This is a genomic window from Plantibacter sp. CFBP 8775 (assembly GCF_014839505.1).
Lineage (GTDB): Bacteria > Actinomycetota > Actinomycetes > Actinomycetales > Microbacteriaceae > Plantibacter > Plantibacter auratus.
In genome coordinates, this window is record NZ_JACYNV010000001.1 from 1,589,866 (window position 1) to 1,607,676 (window position 17,811).

The following is a 17,811-nucleotide window of genomic DNA, read 5'->3' on the forward strand; positions in this document are numbered from 1 at the left end:
AGGATGTGCCCACCGGCGCCGGTCCGTCGCAGATATGCTGACGACACGAACTGCAGGCGTGCGGCCGGGCAGTTCACCCGCTCCGCCCGCCGTTCCGTCGAAAGGCCACTCCCGTGACCGATGCACCGCCTCCCGACCCGCAGCAGCCTGACGGTCGCCCGCCGCAATGGCCGACGGGTCAGCAGCAGCAGCACCCCTCCGGTCAGCAGCCGCAGCAGCCGTATGGACAGGGACCGCAGCAGCAGAACCCATACGGACAGCCGCAGCCGCAGTACGGGCAGGGACCGCAGCAGCAGAACCCGCACGGACAGCAGCAGAACCCGTACCAGCAGAACCCGTACCAGCAGAACCCGTATGGCGGGCAGCAGAACCCCTCCGGTGGACAGCCGCAGCAGCCGTACCAGTCGCAGCAGAACCCGTACCAGCAGCAGCCACCGCAGGGCCCTCCCGGGTACGGCCAGCAGCCGCCGCCTCCCGGTGCCCCGAAGCGCAAGCGGACGGGGCTCATCATCGCCCTCGCCGTCGGTGTCCCGCTCGTGTTGGCGGCGATCATCACCGTCGTCGCCCTCGTGCTCACGCAGGGTGGCGCACCGGTCGCGGACCCGAGCCCCACCCGCTCGGCCACCCCGACGAAGACCGCTTCTCCGACGCCCACGGAGACGGACTCGACGCCGGAGCCGACGAAGACCTACGTCTCCATCCCGCCCGACCTCGACTTCGCGGCCGGGCAGGACGTTCCCGCCGAATGGACGGCCTACCTGACGAACGACCTGGACTCGTCCTGGGCGGCGATCGGTCCGGACCGGAACGGCGTCGAGATCTACCGGAACGCGGCGACCTCGTGCGACGTCGGACTCGGCGACATCGCGCTGACGCCTGACGAGATCGCGGTCGGAGACGACGAGAAGTCGAGTGACGCCTACATGGCGAAGTACGTCGGGGCCGACTACGTCAAAGCGGACGGCACGACGGAACAACTGAACTACAACAGCGGTGGGGGCCTCATCGAGTTCCGGGTCCTGTCGTGGACCCAGCCCTCGGGGGAGCGCACGTACTGGGGCGTCCGGTCGCTCACGAAGATGGGGATCCTCGTCGTCTTCACCTTCACGTGCAAGGACCAGGGGTCGCTCGACCTGCTCGCGAACGACGTCGTGAACCTCATCTCCGTGGAGCTGCTCCCGAAGCGCTGACCGGTCCCGTCGTCAGAACGCGCGGAGGACCGCCTGCGCGACCGTGAAGATCGCGAGGCCGGCGAGCGCGCCGACGATGGTGCCGTTCAAGCGGATGAACTGCAGGTCGCGTCCGACGAGCAGCTCGATCTTCTGGGTCGTCTCCCGGGCGTCCCAACGCTCGACGGTCTCGGTGATGATGCTGGCGATGTCGTGCCGGTAGCGGGTGACGACGTAGGACATGGCGTCCGCGACGCGGGTGTCGACGCGGGTGGAGAACGCCCGGTCGGTCGACAGTCGCCGGCCGAAGTCCGCGATGGTGCCGGCGATCCGCACACGGAGGTCGCTGTCGGGGGCGTCGAGTGCCTCGAGGAACGCGCTCTTCGCGGCCGTCCAGGTCTTGCCGGCGACCTCCCGGACACGAGGACTGTCGATGACCTCGTGCTTGGCGTTCTCGAAGCGGGTGATGGTCGCGTCGTCGTGCTGCAGCTGCTCCGCGAGCTCGCCGAGGTAGCCGTCGAGGGCATGGCGGAGCTGGTGGTCGGGGTCCGCGCGGACGGCCTGGACGAAGGACACGGCCTCCCGGTAGAGCTTGTCGTCCACGAGCCGGTCGACGAAGGACGGCACCCAGGTCGGCAAACGGCTCGAGACCAGGCGCTCGAACGCCTTCGGGTTCGTGCTCAGCCACTCACCTGTGCGGTCGAGGAGGAGGTCGACCGCGTCGTGGTGCGCGCCGACGCCGACGATGTGCTCGACCCAACGGCCGATGTTCGGAGCCCACTGCGGGTCGATGAGGTGTTTGGACGCCAACGCCTCGATGACTTCGCGGACGTCGTCGTCGGACAGCGTCTCCAGCAGACCCCGCACCGCGATGGACCCCTCGGCGGTGACCCGCTCGGCGTTCGCGGGCTCGGACAACCATCCGCCGAGCTTCTCCGAGACGGAGACGGACGCGAGCTTCTGCCGCACGACCTCCTCGGAGAGGAAGTTGGTCTCCACGAACTCGCCGAGGCTGACGCCGATCTCGTCCTTCCGCTTCGGGATGATCGCCGTGTGGGGGATCGGGATGCCGAGCGGGTGCCGGAAGAGGGCGGTGACGGCGAACCAGTCCGCGAGCGCCCCGACCATGCCGCCTTCCGCAGCGGCCCTGACGTACGCCAACCACGGGTAGCGTCCCTCGAGCGCGAACGCGACGGCGAAGATGACCGCCATGACGAGGAGCAGTCCGGTGGCGAGGCGCTTCATCGAGCGCAGGGCTCGTGCGCGGTCCGCGTCGGCGGCGGTGAGTTCGAGTGTGGGGGAGCTCGTCATCCGCCCATCCTAGGCTCGTCGACCGTGTCCTCCGGTCCGATGGAACAGGAGGGCACCGTACCCCCTGGTGGTACCCTGAGCCGGTGATCGAAGACATCAAGAAGCGGGCCCTCCACCGGACGAAGATCCTCGAGGGCCAGATGCGTGGTCTCGAGAAGATGATCGAGAACGAGGACTACTGCATGGACATCATCACGCAGTCGCTCGCCATCCAGAAGTCGCTGGGATCCCTCAACAAACTGCTCGTCGAGAACCACCTGCTGACGCATGTCACGCAGATGTTCGAGGAGGGTGGGGACAGCAAGGACGCCGCGGTCGGCGAACTCCTGCGGATCTTCGAGCTCAGCAACAACCGCGGCTGAGCCGAGTCGTCAGGCCGGCCCGAGCCGTCACACGGGCCCGAGCCAAGCGTTCGCGACCGTGGCGTGGGCGGACTCGTCGTCGGAGGGATGGAACATCCCGGCGAGGACGTCGCGGTACAGCCGGCCCAATTCGCTCGCGGCGAAGTAGCTGCCGCCGCCGGCGACCCGGATCGCCTGATCGACGACCTCGCGAGCGGTCTCCGTCGCACGGACCTTGAGCCCGACGAGCTTCGGGAACCAGAGCGCGCCGTGGTCGATGCCGTCGTCGAGGTCCCGGGCGATGCCGGCGAGCTGCGGCAGCATGCCGTCGTACGCGATGGCGGCCGAGGCGATCCGACGGCGGATGTCGGGATCGGCCGCGTAGCTCGCGCCACCGGCCTTCTTCGACGTCTTCCGGTGGGCGGTCTCGACCGCCAGCCGGAGGGCGCGTTCGCCGATGCCCGTGTACACGGCGGCGATGAGGGTCTCGAAGCAGGCGAAGATCCCGAAGACGATGGGGTCCGGGTTGGGCCCCGGATCGAGGCGTCGGACGATGTGCTCCGCCGTCGACTCGGCCCCCTGGAGCAGGGTCGTCCTGCTCTGGCTGGCGCGCATCCCGACGGTGTCCCAGTCGTCGAGGATCTCGAAACCGCCGCGCGAGCGATCGATGAAGCCGTAGACGACCTTCGGACCGTCGGCCGAGGTCGTGTCGAGCCCGGTCGTCCCCAGCCAGGTCCACGCGGGCGACAGCGAGGTGAAGATCTTCCGGCCGTGGAACCGATAGGAACCGTCGGGGCCCGGACGGGCTTCGGTGTCGGATCCGAAGAGTACGAGGTCGTTGCCCGCCTCGCTCACCCCGAACGCGTAGAGCTCGTCCCCGGCAGCTCCCTCGAGGACGAAGCGGAGCGAGTCGTCTCCTCGGGTGTGGAGCAGTCGCGCGACCCCCGTCCACACGAGGTGCATGTTGATTGCGAGGGCGGTCGCCGGGGCGGCGGTGGCGAGCCGGGATTGGAGCAGCGTGACCTCGCCGAGGCCGAGGCCGAGGCCGCCGAACTCCTCGGGGACGAACGCCCGGAGATAACCGCACGCTCGCAGCTCGGCGAGGTCCTCGTCGAAGAAGGCGTTCTCGCGGTCCGCCACGGCGGCACGTTCGCGGATGCGCTCGACGAGCCCGTCACTGAGGATCGAGGCGGGGTCGAACGATCGATCGGATGAGTGGTGCTGCGCTTGAGCGGTCACCGGTCCATTGTCGCATCGGGCCCGGCCGAGGTGGCAGGTGTCTGCGAGCGGCGAGCAGCGCGCCGACGGCCCGACCTGACGAGGAGGACCACGACCGCGGCGACGACCGCGAGGGGGAGCAACCACGGCACCAGGACGCCGACCACGACGACGAGCCCCGAGGCGGCGGCGACGAGCGCGTTCCACCCGGCGACCACGCCGCCCCAGAAGTCGGTGGGCACACCCGGTGCGACCACGCCTGGGGCCACGAAGCTCACGAACACGGAGGAGAAGTCGACCTGATCGGCGAGGGCATCACGCTGGGCGACGAGCCCGTCCAGTTCCGCCTGCCGCTGGGACAGGCTGGTTTCGGCGGCGAGGAGGTCGGCCGTCGTGGTCGAAGCCGCCATGAGTCCGAGCAGTCGGTCGACCGAGGCCTGGAGGGCGGTGACCCGCGCGTCGAGGTCGGCGGCCTGTGCCGTGACGTCCACCGCGGACACGGACAGGTTGTTCGCCGTGCCGAGCGCCTGCAGCTGCGCGAGCACGTCGTCGAAGTCGTCGGCGGGGATGCGGACCGTCAGAGTCGCCTGCGCGGCCTGGTCGGAGGTGCCCGGAGTCTCGTCGCGGCTGTCGACGCGCCCGCCCGCCTCGGTGACGATCCGGGTGGCGTCCGTCGCGGTGCTGATCGGGTCGTCAGCGGTGACGGTGAGTGAACCGGTCGTGACCACCTGCTGTTGCGTGAGGTCGGGGGAGGCGGCGCCGCCGACGCCGACCTGCGCGTCGCCGGCGACCTGGCCGGGCGCGGGCATCGCAGCTCGCGAGTCGCTGCCGGCCTCGGTGCTCGACCCGGCCGAGCAGCCCGAGAGGACGAGCCCGACGAGGACGGCGGAGACGAACACGGTGGTGGTGCGGGTCACTGCTGAGCGCTTCATGGCATCACCCTAGGGAGCCGCCGCACCGCGGAGGTGCAGGGACCCTGGGAAGCGGGTCACGATCAGGTCTCGCGACGCGCATCACCCGAGGGAGCCGCTGTACCGCGGAGGCGCAGGGACCGTGGGAAGCGGGTCGCGATCAGGTCTCGCGACGCGATCGCTGTTCGAGTTGCAGCTCGGCCCAATCGCCGATGGCCTTCGTGGTCTCCGCCGGGCGGTCCCGGTGCACGTTGTGACCGGCGCCCTGGACGATCGTCAGGCTGACCTGGCGGTTGGCGAGGACCTCGGCGGCGAGCGCGCCGCGGAAGAGGCTGTACACCTCAGGGTCGGAGGCGATCACGAAGGTCGGGTTGCGCAGAGCGGCCGCTGCGGGGCGGACGTCCCACGGATGGTTCTGTTCGCTCGTCTGCTCGATCGCCCACCGGCTCGCCTCGGACACCGCCTGGACCTTGATCTCCACGTCGAGCGGGTGCCACTCGGGGTTCTTCGCGCGGACGGATGCGATCGTGTTGTCGGCGAAGGCGGCCTCCTGGCTGGCCCGGATGATCTCGGCGTCGTGGTCGTCGAGCGCGATGGCGGGGTCGAGCAGCACGACCGCCGCCGCCCATCGGGGATCGGCTGCGGCGGCGACCGCGGTGGCGGCGCCTCCGAGCGAGTGTCCGACGACGAGGTCCCACGCGGCGTGCCCGACGCCGGGCACGGGGGTCGGCCTGGTGGCCAGCAGATCGGCGGCGTAGGCCTCGACGCGGTAGTCCAACGCACGAGGGGCGACGCCGTGGCCGCGGAGGTCGACCGCCTCCACGAGCCAACCGCGATCGGCCAGGGCGGCGCAGATGCGCCAGGTGCTCGGACCGTTGCTGCCGAGTCCGTGGACCACGAGCGCCCGAGCCGGCGCGTCGTGACGACCCCAGCGGTGACGCGGGAGCTCCACGGGCGTGATCGTGCGGGCGGCGAGGCTGGAAGCGGTGTCGACGACGGGCTCGGTCATGCGTTCAGCCTACGGTCTCGCGTCAGTCGAGCCGATCCGGGTCGGTGCCGGTGCGCTCGCCGTTCTCGAGCGCCGAGATGGCGGCCAGGTCGTCGGCGTCGAGGGTGAAGTCGAACACCGCGAAGTTCTCCGCGATCCGCGCCGGTGTGGCCGACTTGGGGATGACGATGTTGCCGAGCTGCAGGTGCCAGCGCAGCACCACCTGCGCGACCGTGCGCCCGTGCTTCTGTGCGATGGCCCCGAGGTCGGAGGTGGCGTCGGAGCCGTCTGCGGCGGGCGTGAAGAAGCGGCCGCGGGCGAGTGGCGACCAGGCCTCCGTCGCGATGCCGTGTGCCGCGTTGACGGCGCGCAACTCCCGCTGGGGGAGGAACGGGTGCAGTTCGACCTGGTTGACGGCCGGGGTGACCTCCGCCGACTCCAGGAGCCGTTCGAGATGGCTGCGGTGGAAGTTCGAGACGCCGATGGAGCGCGTACGTCCCTCGGCCCGCAACCGCTCGAGCGCGCGCCAGGTCTCGCGGTACCGGTCCTGGCGCGGGGCCGGCCAGTGGATGAGGTACAGGTCGACGTGGTCGAGGCCGAGGAGGTCCAGGCTCGTGTCGAACGCGCGCAGCGTCTCCTCGTACCCCTGATCGGTGTTCCAGACCTTCGTCGTGACGAAGAGCTCGTCGCGGGGGATGCCCGACTCGCGGATCGCGACGCCGGTGCCGCGCTCGTTGCCGTACAGCGAGGCGGTGTCGATGTGGCGGTACCCGACCTCCAGCGCCGTCTGCACGATCTCGGTGCTGGCGAGGTCCGGGACCTTGTAGACGCCGAAGCCGAGCTGGGGGATCGTGTGCCCGTCGTCGAGGAGGACGGTCGGGGTGCTGTCTGCCATGGCACCAGTATCCTCGACAGGGCCACCGTCACCGTCGAAAGGGAGCCCATGCCGCAACTCATGATCGTCACCGGGAGTGTCCGTCCCGAGCGGGTGGGCGGTGCCGTCGCCGACTGGGTCGCGGGTGTGGCCGAGGCGGACGAGCGGTTCACCGTCGACGCGGTCGATCTCCGGGAGCTGGCGTTGCCGTTCATGGACGAGCCCGCGCACCCGCGGAAGCGCGCCTACGTCCACCCGCACACGATCGCCTGGAGCGAGCGGGTCGATCGCACGGACGCCTTGGTGTTCGTGACGCCCGAGTACAACTACAGCTACGCGCCCGCCCTCAAGAACGCGCTCGACTACCTCATGCACGAGTGGGCGCGGAAGCCGGTCGGGATCGTCAGCTACGGCGGGCTGTCGGGCGGAACCCGCGGCGTCGTCGCGCTTCGACCCGTCCTGCAGGCACTCGGCCTCGTCAGTACCGGTGCGAACGTGGAGATCCCGTACATCTCACGGCAGGTCGCCGACGGGGTGTTCACACCCAACGACCGCCAGACGACCATGTTGCCGATGCTCCTGGGCGAACTGGCCGCACTCGACGGGGCCCTCGCGCCGCTGCGCGCCGCCGACTGAAGCGGGGCGGCTCAGGACGGGTGGGTGTTGATCGGCTCGGTGTCGGGGATCGGGCTCGCATCGCGGCCACGGAGGTCGGGGTGCCACCGGTGACCGATCCACGGGATGACGAAGCCGAACAGCGCGAACACGCCGGCGACCCAGAACGCGCCGACCGCTCCGGAGCCGTCGATGAGGAAGCCGGCCGCCGCCGACCCCATCGCGGCACCGATGAGCTGACCGGTGCCGACCCAGCCGTAGGCCTCGGCCGTGTCGCTGAACTTCACGCTCGCCGAGACGATGGCGAACAGCACGGCGAGGGCCGGCGCGATGCCGATGCCGGCGACGAAGAGGGTGACCGACAGCCACCAGGCGTTGAGGAAGAGGCTCGCGACGGCGAGTCCGGCGAAGACGATGAAGATGCGGCGCGCCAGCGCGTAGGGACCGATCGGGGTGTGCCCGAGGGCGAGGCCGCCGGCCAGCGAGCCGACCGAGAAGATCGCGAGGACGATACCGGCCTCGAGGCCGTCGTGCCCGAAGGTCGCGACGACGCCCGCCTCGACGGCCGAACAGGCGCCGATGAGGAGGAAGCCGACGACGGTGGCGAGGAGGACCGGCGGGCGCTTGAGCACCTGTCCGAGTTTGCGACGGCTCCTCGGGATGCGGACGCGCCCGACCTCCGGTGATGAGATGAACCACAGGCAGCCGACGACCATGATCACCGCCGCCAGGGCGATGCCCCAGACCGTGCCGACCTGGGTGGACACGAAGGTGGTCACGACGGGCCCGAGCACCCAGATGATCTCCTGGGCCGAGGCGTCGAGGGAGAACAGCGGGGTGAGCTGCTGGGAGGTGACGAGCTTCGGGTAGATGGTGCGGACCGCGGGCTGGACGGGCGGCGTGCTCAGCCCGGCGACGAATCCGACCGCCATGTACGCGGGGACGGTCATGGTGACGAGGGCGATGGTCGTGACGGAGACGGCACAGACCGCGAGGGTGAGGAGGAGCACCTTGCGGATGCCCCAGACGCCCATCCACCGGCTCGTGAGGGGGCCGGCGATCGCCTGCCCGATGCTCGTCGCAGCGAGGACGAGCCCGGCGGCCCCGTAGGACCCCGTGACCTGCTCGATGTGGAGCAGGAAGGCCAGCGAGAGCATCCCGAACGGGAAGCGTGCGGTGAGCTGCGCCGCGATGATCCGGGCGACGCCGGGGGTACGAAGAAGGTCACGGTAGCTGCTCACAAGGACACCAGTCTAGGGACCGGTTCCGACACGCGCGACACGCCCGCGACACGCCCAAACCGACAACGGATGTCGGAGGTGCGGAGGAGAATCTTGCCTGTGGATAGATATCCCTCAGACGGGGGAGAAAAGGCCGTCAATCCGGGATTTTCGCGTCGCCCACGAGCGTTGTACCCAGTGGAGAACCGGTGGATAACTCGCCCGAAACGGTGGAGAACCCGGTGGAAAACTACAGGGCTGTAACTACTAGCCCTTGGGGTTGGCCTGAAGGTCGCCAACTATATGTAGTATTGGAACCCCGGCGCAGGACGCCGCGGGAATCACCAGATTTTGAGGGGAAGGCACGAAGAGCTATGGCAATCACGGTCTACACGAAGCCCAGTTGCGTGCAGTGCACCGCGACGTACCGCGCACTCGACAACAAGGGCATCGAGTACAACATCCTCGACCTCTCGGTCGACGAGAACGCACTCGAGCAGGTCAAGGCCCTCGGCTACCTGCAGGCACCGGTCGTCATCACCGAGGAAGACCACTGGTCGGGCTTCCGTCCCGACAAGATCGAAGAGCTCGCCGCACGTCTGGCTTGAGCCCACGGTCGCAGGCGTCATCATGAGCCGGCTCCAGCAGTACCGCACCATCCGCCCGTCCGGACGGCGACGAGGAGGCCTCCCGTGCAACCACGGCTGATCTACTTCTCCAGCATTTCCGGCAACACGCATCGCTTCATGCAGAAGCTCGACCTGCCCTCGTTGCAGATCCCGCTGTATGCGAAAGACGAAGCCGTGCACGCCACGGCACCCTACGTCCTCGTGACCCCCACCTACGGCGGGGGCAACGGCGACGGAGCGGTGCCCAAACAGGTGATCCGGTTCCTCAACGTGGAGGCCAACCGCTCCCTGATCCGCGGGGTCATCGCCGCCGGCAACACGAACTTCGGCGAGGCCTACGGGCTCGCCGGCGACGTGATCGCCAGCAAATGCAAGGTCCCGCACCTGTACCGCTTCGAACTCTTCGGAACCCAGGACGATGTCACCACCGTCCACAATGGATTGGAATCATTTTGGCAGCAGCGCCAGTTTCAGTGATCGACGCACCGTCGACGAGCCAGATGGACTACCACTCGCTCAACGCGATGCTCAACCTCTACGGCCCGAACGGCGAGATCCAGTTCGACAAGGACCGTGAGGCCGCGCGGGAGTACTTCCTCCAGCACGTCAACCAGAACACCGTCTTCTTCCACTCGCTGAAGGAACGGCTCGACTACCTCGTCGAGAAGGAGTACTACGAGCAGGCAGTGCTCGACAAGTACTCGTTCGACTTCATCCAGGAGCTCAACGACCTGGCCTACTCGAAGAAGTTCCGCTTCCAGACCTTCCTCGGCGCGTTCAAGTACTACACCTCGTACACGCTGAAGACCTTCGACGGCAAGCGCTACCTCGAGCGGTTCGAGGACCGCGTCGTCATGACCGCCCTCGGTCTCGCCGACGGCGACCAGCAGCTCGCGGTCACGCTCGTCGAGGAGATCATCGCGGGTCGGTTCCAGCCCGCGACGCCCACCTTCCTCAACTCGGGCAAGGCCCAGCGAGGCGAGCTCGTCTCCTGCTTCCTCCTCCGCATCGAGGACAACATGGAGTCGATCGCCCGTGGCATCAACTCCGCGCTCCAGCTCTCGAAGCGTGGCGGCGGCGTGGCGCTCTCGCTGTCGAACATCCGTGAGTCCGGTGCACCGATCAAGCAGATCGAGAACCAGTCGAGCGGCATCATCCCCGTGATGAAGCTCCTCGAGGACTCCTTCAGCTACGCGAACCAGCTCGGCGCGCGTCAGGGCGCCGGTGCGGTGTACCTCAACGCACACCACCCCGACATCCTGCGCTTCCTCGACACCAAGCGTGAGAACGCCGACGAGAAGATCCGGATCAAGACGCTGTCCCTCGGCGTCGTCGTCCCCGACATCACCTTCGACCTGGCGAAGAAGGGCGAGGACATGTACCTGTTCTCGCCGTACGACGTCGAGCGCGTCTACGGTGTGCCCTTCGGCGACATCTCGGTGAGCGAGAAGTACCACGAGATGGTCGACGACTCCCGCATCAAGAAGACGAAGATCAACGCCCGCGAGTTCTTCCAGACCATCGCGGAGATCCAGTTCGAGTCCGGCTACCCGTACATCGTGTTCGAAGACACGGTGAACAAGGCGAACCCCATCAAGGGCCGCATCAACATGTCGAACCTCTGCTCGGAGATCCTCCAGGTCAACACGCCGACCACCTACAACGAGGACCTCTCGTACAAGGAGATCGGCAAGGACATCTCCTGCAACCTCGGCTCGCTGAACATCGCGCTCACGATGGACTCGCCCGACTTCGGTCGCACGGTCGAGACCGCCATCCGCGGCCTCACCTCCGTGTCCGACCAGAGCCACATCTCCTCGGTGCGTTCGATCGAGGACGGCAACGACAAGTCGCACGCCATCGGCCTCGGCCAGATGAACCTCCACGGCTACCTTGCCCGCGAGCGCGTGCACTACGGCAGCCCCGAGGGCATCGACTTCACGAACATCTACTTCTACACGGTGGTGTTCCACGCGCTGCGTGCCTCGAACCTCATCGCCAAGGAGCGCGGGGAGACCTTCGACGGCTTCGCCGACTCGCAGTACGCGTCGGGTGAGTTCTTCGACAAGTACATCGACCAGGTCTGGGAGCCCGAGACGGCTCGTGGCCGCGAGCTCTTCGAGCAGGCCGGCGTGCAGATCCCGACGCAGGCGGACTGGACGGCCCTCAAGGCGTCGATCCAGGAGTACGGCATCTACAACCAGAACCTCCAGGCCGTCCCGCCGACCGGTTCGATCTCCTACATCAACAACTCCACGTCGTCGATCCACCCGATCGCGTCGAAGATCGAGATCCGCAAGGAAGGCAAGCTCGGTCGCGTGTACTACCCGGCTCCGTTCATGACGAACGACAACCTGGAGTACTACGAGGACGCCTACGAGATCGGTGCCGAGAAGATCATCGACACGTACGCCGCGGCGACGCAGCACGTCGACCAGGGGCTGTCGCTGACGCTGTTCTTCAAGGACACCGCCACCACGCGCGACATCAACAAGGCGCAGATCTACGCGTGGAAGAAGGGCATCAAGACCATCTACTACATCCGTCTCCGCCAGCTCGCGCTCGAGGGCACGGAAGTCGACGGCTGCGTCAGCTGCATGCTCTAAGGAGCTTCGCGCTTCGTCATCCGCACTTCGACAGGCTCAGTGACCGGTATTCCGGTCCCTGAGCCCGACCCCGGTCCCTGAGCCTGTCGAAGGGCATCAGCATTACCGGTCCGTCGAGGGCCACGAGTATCACCGGTCCGTCGAGGGCCATCAGCATCACCGGTCCGTCGAGGGCCATCAGCATCACCGGTCCCTGAGCCTGTCGAAGGGCCAACCCCACTTCCCGATAGAGGACACCAATTCATGTCAGAGAAGCTCAAGCTGGTCGACCGCGTCCAGGCGATCAACTGGAACAAGATCGAGGACGAGAAGGACGTCGAGGTCTGGAACCGCCTCGTCAACAACTTCTGGCTGCCCGAGAAGATCCCGCTGTCGAACGACGTCCAGTCGTGGAACACCCTGACGCCGCAGGAGCAGCAGCTCACGATGCGCGTGTTCACGGGCCTCACGCTCCTCGACACGATCCAGGGCACCGTCGGCGCCGTCGCCCTCATCCCCGATGCGATCACCCCGCACGAGGAGGCCGTCTACACGAACATCGCGTTCATGGAGTCGGTGCACGCGAAGAGCTACTCCTCGATCTTCTCCACGCTCAGCAGCACGAAGGAGATCGACGAGGCGTTCCGTTGGTCGGTCGAGAACCCGAACCTGCAGAAGAAGGCGTCCATCGTCCTCGACCGCTACCACGGTGACGACCCGCTGAAGCGGAAGGCCGCCTCGACCCTCCTCGAGTCCTTCCTCTTCTACTCGGGCTTCTACCTCCCGATGCACTGGTCGAGCCGCGCGAAGCTCACCAACACCGCCGACATGATCCGCCTGATCATCCGCGATGAGGCCGTGCACGGGTACTACATTGGCTACAAGTTCCAGAAGGGCCTCGAGAAGCTGACGCAGGCTGAGCGCGACGACGTCAAGGACTACACGTTCTCGCTGCTCTACGAGCTCTACGACAACGAGGTGCAGTACACGCAGGACCTCTACGACGAGGTCGGTCTCACCGAGGACGTCAAGAAGTTCCTGCACTACAACGCCAACAAGGCGCTCATGAACCTCGGCTACGAGGCCATGTTCCCGAAGACGGTCACGGACGTGAACCCGGCGATCCTGTCGGCGCTCTCCCCGAACGCCGACGAGAACCACGACTTCTTCTCGGGCTCGGGCTCCTCCTACGTGATCGGCAAGGCCGTGGTCACGGAAGACGAGGACTGGGACTTCTAGTCACGGCTGTGCGGCGTCACGCATTGTGGCGCCGCACCACGTTGAAGTTGGCACACGTCTTTCGACGTGGCACTGATTGCCTAGTTGGCGCAAGAGGCCACTGAAGGGCGGGGTGGATGGTCAACAAGGCTCACCCCACCCCGAAAGAACTCACGAGTTCGTGGCCAGACGTCGAATCGAGTGATGCCGCTGGCGAAGCCGCGCTCCGATTCGTCGTGAACCTGCAGACGGCCATGGATGGCCGAAGCATCCGAAGCGTGGCTGCTGGTGCTGGTCTTGACGAGGGTAGTGTGCGTCAAGTTCTCGCGGGCACGGCATGGCCGCACCTGCGGGCAATCATCCTGCTGGAGCAGTCGCTCGGGGTCCGCCTGTACCCGCAATAGTCACAGGCATCTTCTCGGCCGACACAACGTTGACGACCCTGACTATCTCGGAGGCTCCGTCATGGCTGATACCCGCACCCCACGTCCCGTGTTCCCCACCGCTGCCCGAGCGGAGGACGCGACAGCCTCCCCGGAGACCCTGTTCGGGGAACTCACCCGCCGGCGGAATGGGGTTGGTGCACTCTGGTCTCATCAGACTGACCAGCTCCGCGAGTATCACCGGGACCACCTCAACGACGACGACGTGGCGCTCGAGCTTCCGACTGGGTCGGGAAAGACACTGGTCGGGTTGCTCATCGCTGAGTGGCGGCGGCGGGAGTATGGGCAGCGAGTGGTTTATGCATGCCCCACCAAGCAGCTGGCGATTCAGGTTGCTGAGGCCGCAGCGCGGCAAGGCATCAAGGCGTATGCGCTCATCGACTCGCACAATGACTGGGACCCGCGTCACTTGATGGCGTATACGAGGTCGAAGGCTATCGCCGTCACGACCTACTCCCACATCTTCAACTCGAACTCGCAGTTCAAGAACGCGAAGACGCTTCTGTTCGACGACGCGCACGCGGCGGAAGGCTACGTTGCTGACGCCTGGGCGGTCGACGTGAAGCGCGCGTCAAGCGTGCACGGGGACCTGTTCGACGCGTTCGGGGACGCGCTCGATCCCAACCTTGCGGCTCGAATGACCGGTGAAGGGCCAGACACCGCATCCAATGGTGAAGTACGGCTCTTGCCACAGCGGGCCGTACGCGACAGGCTCGCGGCCATCATCTCTGTCCTCGACGCCGGGCTGGAGAAGTACACGCCTGCCTGGTGGCGGTTTCAGATGGTTCGGGAGCACCTGTCGTCATGCCTGTTCTTCGTGTCGCGAAGCAACTGGTACATCCGCCCGATGATCCCTCCGACGTTCGAGCGCGGCCCCTTCACCGACCCCGTTCAGCGGGTCTACCTCTCGGCGACGCTCGGTGAGGCGGGCGAGCTCGAACGAGCATTCGGTCGCACATCCATCGCGCGCATCGCGGCACCGGAAGCGTGGGAGCGGACAGGCAGCGGGCGACGGTTCTTTGTGTTCCCGGACCTCGCGGAGTTCAACCCCGACTATGACACGACTGTCGAGCCTGCGGAGGCGGACTCGGATGAGCTGGACGGCGTTGACGTGGTCGAGGAACCGTCGGCGCTGAAGCGCATCTCGGATCTCGTCGACAAGCGCCTCATCTTGACCCAAGGAACATCGGAGAGCGCCGAGATCGCGAAGCTCCTCGAGATTCCGATGTCTGAACGGATTGTCGCCTCGGACACCACCGTCGCAGCCTTCAAGGAGGCGGACGAGGGGACGTTGCTCGCCGCGAACCGCTACGACGGCATGGACATGGCGGGCGATGCGTGCCGGTTCATGGTGCTTTCCGGAGTGCCCTCCGCATCTCACCTCCAGGACAAGTTCCTTCGCGGGAAGCTGCGCGCGGGGGAGGTGCTGGCGGAGCGGGTTCGCACGCGGATCGTTCAAGGGGCGGGGCGCTGCACGCGGGGACCGCAGGACTGGGCTGTCGTCGCCGTGTACGGCCAGGAGCGTCTGAGGTACCTGTCGGACCCTGACAACGTGAAGTCGATGCCAGTTGAACTGCAAGCGGAGATCGAGTTCGGTCTCGCCGCGAGCCACACGAACTACAGCAACCTGGTGGCGCTGACGCACAGCGCACTGGAGCAGGACGAGGATTGGCGGGACAACGGCGAGGAGGCCATTGCGACGTATCGGTCGCGTGCTCAGCGTGTTGCCCAGGCGCTGTCCGCTCACCTCGCGGCGAGTGCTCCGCGCGAGGTCGTTGTCTGGCAGAAGGCATGGCAGGGGGACTGGGAGGCGGCGGGCAGGGCTGCGGTTGCTGTGCTTGAAGGGCTTACGGATCCGGGAGCACGCTCTTATCGTGCTTTGTGGGCGTACCTTGCGAGTGCGTGGTTCGGTCTCTCGGCGGACGAAGGGAATGAGCCGGCTGCGGCGCGTTCCGCGGAGCTGCTGAGGACGGCGCACGGCGCAGCCCTCAGCGCTGTCTGGCTGCGAGAGATCCAGCCACTTCCGCCGGCGGAGGTCATTTCAGACACCTGGGACGATGACGCAGCCGACCGTGTGCTGGCGCTTGTCAGCGGACCACTCCGCGGGAGTGCCAAGTTCGGAACGGCCGCCCAGACAATGCTCAACCAGCTGGGGCAGACCGAGGCGACACAGTACGAGCTTGGTCTCGTCGAACTCGGGCGCTTCCTTGGTGCGGACTCATCGAAGCCCTCCCAGGAAGGCAACTGTGACGCGGCTTGGGTCTGGGACGACTTGTGGATCGCCGTCGAGGCGAAGAGCGAACAGACTGCGAAGAACCTCAGCATGGAGTACGTCCGGAAGGCGAATACACAACTCGATTCACTCGCCGCGTTGAGGGGCGTCGAGGAGTTCCCGGCCGGGTCGGTGGGGGTCGTTGTTGCTCCGAGCAGGACCATCGTCCCGGGTGCGGTTCCCATCGCATCTGCCCATCTTCACCTGTGCACCCCGGATGAGATTCTCGACATCGCTCATGCGGCGCATCGGGCGCTCGCTGCGATCCGCGTCCAGGTGAGCGTCACCGACGAGGGGGCGAAGGCGGCCATTCAACAGATTCTGTGGGAGCACCGAGTTCTTCCCGCGCAGGTGAAGGAGCGCCTCACGGGATACCCGATCCGCGGCGCCCACTAACAGGCACGATTACACAGAGGAGAACCCTAAGATGCACAGGCATCCTGGCCGGAAGGCTGCCCCGGCCGTCACGTGGGAACAGTTCAAGTTGGCTGTCCGCAAGGCTGACCGCGACAGCCTGCTCGTTCAGGCTGCGGCTGTGAGCGCGATGTTCGCCAACGGTGAAGATTTCGAGGAGTGGAAGCGATACGGCGTGACGCCGTGGACTATCGCTGATGTGGCGCGGACGGCACTCGCGTGGGGTGGTCCGGGCCGCCACCGGGCGGACCTCGATACTCTGTTGCGCTTGTGCAGCTTGAACGCACAACTCGTTGACGAAGATCGTCGCTTCCTCGCCGGAGGCGACGCTGACGAGCAGTCGCCGGAGTTCATCGACGCTGCACAGGAGCAGTTGGCTCGCATCTTGGCACGCATCTTCTTCGAACAGTTTCCCGGGCAGCGCTCCGTTCTCGCAGGCGTGGCCCGGTCCGTGCTGCTCTTCGGGTCGGCGGCAGAATTCCCGGAGGGCTTTGCGCCAAAGGTGATGACCTCGGGGTGGTTCGAGCGCCTCACCGACGGGCTAGCGTTCGACGACTATATCGAATCGATCTTCCTCTTCTCAGTCCTCGCACAGAAGGGCAACGGTCTCGTGTCGCTCGATGTTCTCGACGCCCCAGGAGTGCGCGCGCTCTCGGAAGTCTTCCCACTCGTCGCCGCTCGCCGCGTCTTCACCGAACACCTCTTGACGACCGTCGCTGACTTCAAGAACACCAACCGAGAATGGCAGGATCCGCTGCCCACCTCTCAGAAGAAGTTCGCCTTCAACCCACTGACCAACAGGCCATTCGTCGAGGGGGTTGCCTCCCAGTCGGCCGCCCCGTGGACGCAAGCGGTCATTCAGAAGGCGCTCCCGCCGTCGATCTATTTTCTGCCGCCAACGGAACTCCGCAACGCCTTTGCGAGCGATCTCGGCCCGGTGTTCCAGCATTACACCGGTCGGCAGCTTAACCTCATCGACGGGGAGCGCCATGTCCTCTCGGAGGTGCGCTACAAGTCCGACGGGAACCCTATCGATTCGTGCGATTGGCTCTTGGATCTGCCGGATGTGTTGGTGCTCATCGAATGCAAAGCGCGGCAACCGATTGAGTCCCTGCGTGTAGGCAGGGACGACTGGATGGGCTCGATTGAGGACAGCATCGGGAAAGGCATCTTCCAGCTGAACCGTTCGAACAGGCACATCGATCTCATCGGCAAGCGGCTGCCCGTTATCGACACCAGCAAGCCTCGGGTCGGACTCGTTGTGACGCTGGAGCCCTTCTATCTCAACCAGCACTGGCTCATCCGCGAGCATATGACAAACCAGGCCGAGTACCCCATCGGAGTGCTGTCCGTAGGAGAGCTCGAGGAGCTGGTGCTCCTTCATGCCGTGCATCTCGGTCGGGCGCTCCTAGAGGCTTCCGCACAGGCGCACGACAATGTCATGCTTCTCGCCCCTGCGCTCACGGAGGCGGAGGGGCGAGAAAATCCCCTGTTGGTCGACACATGGGACTCTTTGCGCCTGTTCCGAGCAATCGAGGGTGCCGCTGAGGACTTCGGCTTGCCGCCTGAGAATTCTTGAGTATCGGTTCAGCGTGGATTGGGG

Annotated in this window: 15 protein-coding genes; 9 read left to right on the plus strand and 6 right to left on the minus strand. The window is 66.5% G+C overall.

Features of this window, described 5'->3' with window-relative positions; translation table 11 throughout:
- The first annotated feature begins 113 nt into the window (after positions 1–113).
- A complete protein-coding gene (locus IFR14_RS07585) occupies positions 114–1,190 on the plus strand; it encodes a hypothetical protein (protein WP_191940711.1) in 1,077 nt (358 codons plus the stop codon).
- 12 nt (positions 1,191–1,202) lie between these two features.
- Here the strand turns inward: IFR14_RS07585 and IFR14_RS07590 are convergent, their stop codons facing one another.
- Positions 1,203–2,480, minus strand: coding sequence for a DUF445 domain-containing protein (locus tag IFR14_RS07590; protein WP_191940712.1), 1,278 nt, complete (start codon positions 2,478–2,480; stop codon positions 1,203–1,205).
- 83 nt (positions 2,481–2,563) lie between these two features.
- Between IFR14_RS07590 and IFR14_RS07595 the strand changes: the two genes are divergently transcribed.
- Positions 2,564–2,842 (plus strand): metal-sensitive transcriptional regulator, encoded by a 279-nt coding sequence (locus IFR14_RS07595; protein ID WP_064296530.1) that lies wholly within the window; start codon positions 2,564–2,566, stop codon positions 2,840–2,842.
- 27 nt (positions 2,843–2,869) lie between these two features.
- Here the strand turns inward: IFR14_RS07595 and IFR14_RS07600 are convergent, their stop codons facing one another.
- From IFR14_RS07600 to IFR14_RS07615, 4 genes are all read right to left on the minus strand, one after another.
- Positions 2,870–4,060, minus strand: a complete 1,191-nt coding sequence (locus IFR14_RS07600) for an acyl-CoA dehydrogenase family protein (protein WP_191940713.1) — start codon at positions 4,058–4,060, stop codon at positions 2,870–2,872.
- Complete coding sequence (locus IFR14_RS20840; RefSeq protein WP_191940714.1) at positions 4,057–4,971, minus strand: DUF4349 domain-containing protein; 915 nt, start codon at positions 4,969–4,971, stop codon at positions 4,057–4,059. Before IFR14_RS20840 ends, IFR14_RS07600 begins: the two co-directional genes overlap by 4 nt.
- A gap of 139 nt (positions 4,972–5,110) precedes the next feature.
- Positions 5,111–5,959, minus strand: a complete 849-nt coding sequence (locus IFR14_RS07610; protein ID WP_191940715.1) for an alpha/beta fold hydrolase — start codon at positions 5,957–5,959, stop codon at positions 5,111–5,113.
- A 22-nt stretch (positions 5,960–5,981) separates the two neighbouring features.
- Positions 5,982–6,833 (minus strand): aldo/keto reductase, encoded by an 852-nt coding sequence (locus IFR14_RS07615; RefSeq protein WP_191940716.1) that lies wholly within the window; start codon positions 6,831–6,833, stop codon positions 5,982–5,984.
- Between the two features lie 48 nt (positions 6,834–6,881).
- Between IFR14_RS07615 and IFR14_RS07620 the strand changes: the two genes are divergently transcribed.
- Positions 6,882–7,448 carry an NADPH-dependent FMN reductase gene (locus tag IFR14_RS07620; RefSeq protein ID WP_191940717.1) on the plus strand — a complete coding sequence of 189 codons (567 nt, stop codon included), beginning with the start codon at positions 6,882–6,884 and terminating at the stop codon, positions 7,446–7,448.
- 11 nt (positions 7,449–7,459) lie between these two features.
- Here IFR14_RS07620 and IFR14_RS07625 read toward each other — a convergent pair whose 3' ends face one another.
- Positions 7,460–8,668 (minus strand): MFS transporter, encoded by a 1,209-nt coding sequence (locus IFR14_RS07625; RefSeq protein ID WP_086474343.1) that lies wholly within the window; start codon positions 8,666–8,668, stop codon positions 7,460–7,462.
- A gap of 353 nt (positions 8,669–9,021) precedes the next feature.
- Between IFR14_RS07625 and nrdH the strand changes: the two genes are divergently transcribed.
- The 6 genes from nrdH to IFR14_RS07655 all read left to right on the plus strand — a co-directional run bounded on the left by nrdH (position 9,022) and on the right by IFR14_RS07655 (position 17,787).
- Positions 9,022–9,255, plus strand: coding sequence for a glutaredoxin-like protein NrdH (gene nrdH, locus IFR14_RS07630; protein WP_056007615.1), 234 nt, complete (start codon positions 9,022–9,024; stop codon positions 9,253–9,255).
- Between the two features lie 84 nt (positions 9,256–9,339).
- The gene (nrdI, locus tag IFR14_RS07635) at positions 9,340–9,753 is read left to right on the plus strand and encodes a class Ib ribonucleoside-diphosphate reductase assembly flavoprotein NrdI (RefSeq protein WP_064296523.1); all 414 of its coding nucleotides are present in this window, start codon (positions 9,340–9,342) and stop codon (positions 9,751–9,753) included.
- Between the two features lie 23 nt (positions 9,754–9,776).
- The gene (nrdE, locus tag IFR14_RS07640; protein WP_191941273.1) at positions 9,777–11,882 is read left to right on the plus strand and encodes a class 1b ribonucleoside-diphosphate reductase subunit alpha; all 2,106 of its coding nucleotides are present in this window, start codon (positions 9,777–9,779) and stop codon (positions 11,880–11,882) included.
- Between the two features lie 243 nt (positions 11,883–12,125).
- Positions 12,126–13,100 (plus strand): class 1b ribonucleoside-diphosphate reductase subunit beta, encoded by a 975-nt coding sequence (gene nrdF, locus IFR14_RS07645; protein ID WP_056007612.1) that lies wholly within the window; start codon positions 12,126–12,128, stop codon positions 13,098–13,100.
- A 444-nt stretch (positions 13,101–13,544) separates the two neighbouring features.
- Entirely contained in the window at positions 13,545–16,190 is a 2,646-nt protein-coding gene (locus IFR14_RS07650; RefSeq protein WP_191940718.1) for a DEAD/DEAH box helicase, read from the plus strand.
- Positions 16,191–16,329: 139 nt separating this feature from the next.
- Positions 16,330–17,787 carry a hypothetical protein gene (locus tag IFR14_RS07655; protein WP_191940719.1) on the plus strand — a complete coding sequence of 486 codons (1,458 nt, stop codon included), beginning with the start codon at positions 16,330–16,332 and terminating at the stop codon, positions 17,785–17,787.
- Positions 17,788–17,811: the final 24 nt, after the last annotated feature.